This is a genomic window from Chryseobacterium sp. RR2-3-20 (assembly GCF_017808115.1).
Lineage (GTDB): Bacteria > Bacteroidota > Bacteroidia > Flavobacteriales > Weeksellaceae > Chryseobacterium > Chryseobacterium oryzae.
The window spans coordinates 1-1598 of record NZ_JADQBD010000145.1 but is presented as its reverse complement, the minus strand read 5'-3'; the positions used below and the strand labels follow the sequence as shown (position 1 = coordinate 1598).

2 protein-coding genes are annotated in these 1598 nt (G+C 27.5%); both read right to left on the bottom strand.

The genetic code is table 11. From position 1 onward, the window contains the following. Positions 1-229: 229 nt before the first annotated feature. Positions 230-736 carry a hypothetical protein gene (locus tag IV513_RS15390; RefSeq protein WP_209391432.1) on the bottom strand — a complete coding sequence of 169 codons (507 nt, stop codon included), beginning with the start codon at positions 734-736 and terminating at the stop codon, positions 230-232. Positions 737-976: 240 nt separating this feature from the next. Next, entirely contained in the window at positions 977-1279 is a 303-nt protein-coding gene (locus tag IV513_RS15385; RefSeq protein ID WP_209391431.1) for a hypothetical protein, read from the bottom strand. Positions 1280-1598 lie beyond the last annotated feature (319 nt).

Below are 1598 nucleotides of genomic sequence, written 5' to 3'. Positions count from 1 at the left end.
TAAGTATTCAGGCAATAATAACTTGAGTAGGTCTTCTGTTTTCATCCTCTGCAAAAATATCAATTTTTAATATTAATCCCCAACTTTTGAAACTGATCCGATGCTTTTTCAATGAAACTAAATTACAAAAAAAATGTAGAATTGAAAAGCAGCGGCGGCAAAAAAGCCGTGGATTTTCAATTTAGACTTCTCCCGGCATTTTGCCAATACAATGTTGTACGACGTTCTTTTATTCAACTATTTTTTGAATTTTTGGTTTGATAATTAATTTGTCACTTAAGTTGGGGAAATATTTAAGCATTGTTTCTAGTTTTTTTCCGGAAGTGTCTATAAATTTCCAATTTTTACCTTTATCATTCGAAATTCCAATCAATGAATATGATCCTAGTACTTTTCCTTTAGGTGTATCCATCAAAATATTTTGGGTAATTGTAAATTGAGTTTCGTTCCCTTTTTTTTCAAATTTTGAAGGGTTACTAAAATCAATGCTTAAAAACTTATATCCATCGTTTTTCATTTTAATTATTGAAGATTTTGTGGCACTAATCATTTTCTCTTGTCCTCCCATTATTTCATAAACCTTCGGATAAATATAGAATATATATTTTTCGTAATTCTCAGTTAAAAATAATGTTTTCATTGTTTTAAGTTGAGTATTTAAACTTGCATTTGTAGTTTGTGCAAAGACTGATAAATATGTATTCGTTACTAATAAGAATAGTAATATTTTTTTCATTAATATTGATTTTATTGCTTCGTTTTGTAAGAATGTCGTACAACGGAAAAAGTATTGGCGAAGTGCGGGCTAAATTGAACGAAAAGTTCAATTTCGACCAATCGTAGCCGATATTTTTTTCGTGGAACTAAGTTATAAAAAAATGTGGAATGAAAAAATAGCGGCGGCAAAAAAAGTAGAGTAGTTCAATTAAAAACTTCACCCCGTATTTTGCCAATACAATGTTGTCTGCAGTTTTTTTTACTTTGTTCTTTTTAATTCGTCGTCATTCATTTTTCGAATTTCATACAATCCCATTTTATTTTTCGCCATAAACTGCAAAATATTATACATTGTAGATCCTCTAAGTGTATCATTTTTTAGCGCAAAAGATATTTGTAGTGGAATTTGATTTTTTTTTGAAACAATCTTATTTTGATATTTTTTTAGGATTTCTATTATAGAATTAGTTTTAATTGATTTTGCAATTTGAATTTTTTCAATATTTTCACTAATTATTCTTATCGAATCATTCTTCGAAAGTGGCGTGACATTTCCACACATTAAAATTTCATTTTCTAAGTAATTTACAAGATAAAACGATTTTATACTATCTTGAATTAGAAAATGAATCGCCCCAATATGATAATTTTCATTATATCTCTTATCAACATTAATTTCAAGGATTTCGAGAGAATCATTTTTTTTAATATTTCTAATACTGTCTATTTTTCTATTGTTTTCAGAAACACTAAAATAAGATTTGTGAATTAAAGGAGTTAAATTAATTGATTATCCGTTTTTAATCATAACCCTGTAATGTTAGCAATAATAAGCCTTTCAAAGAGGCTATCTCCAAAATATCTTCGATTTAGCTTGTAGA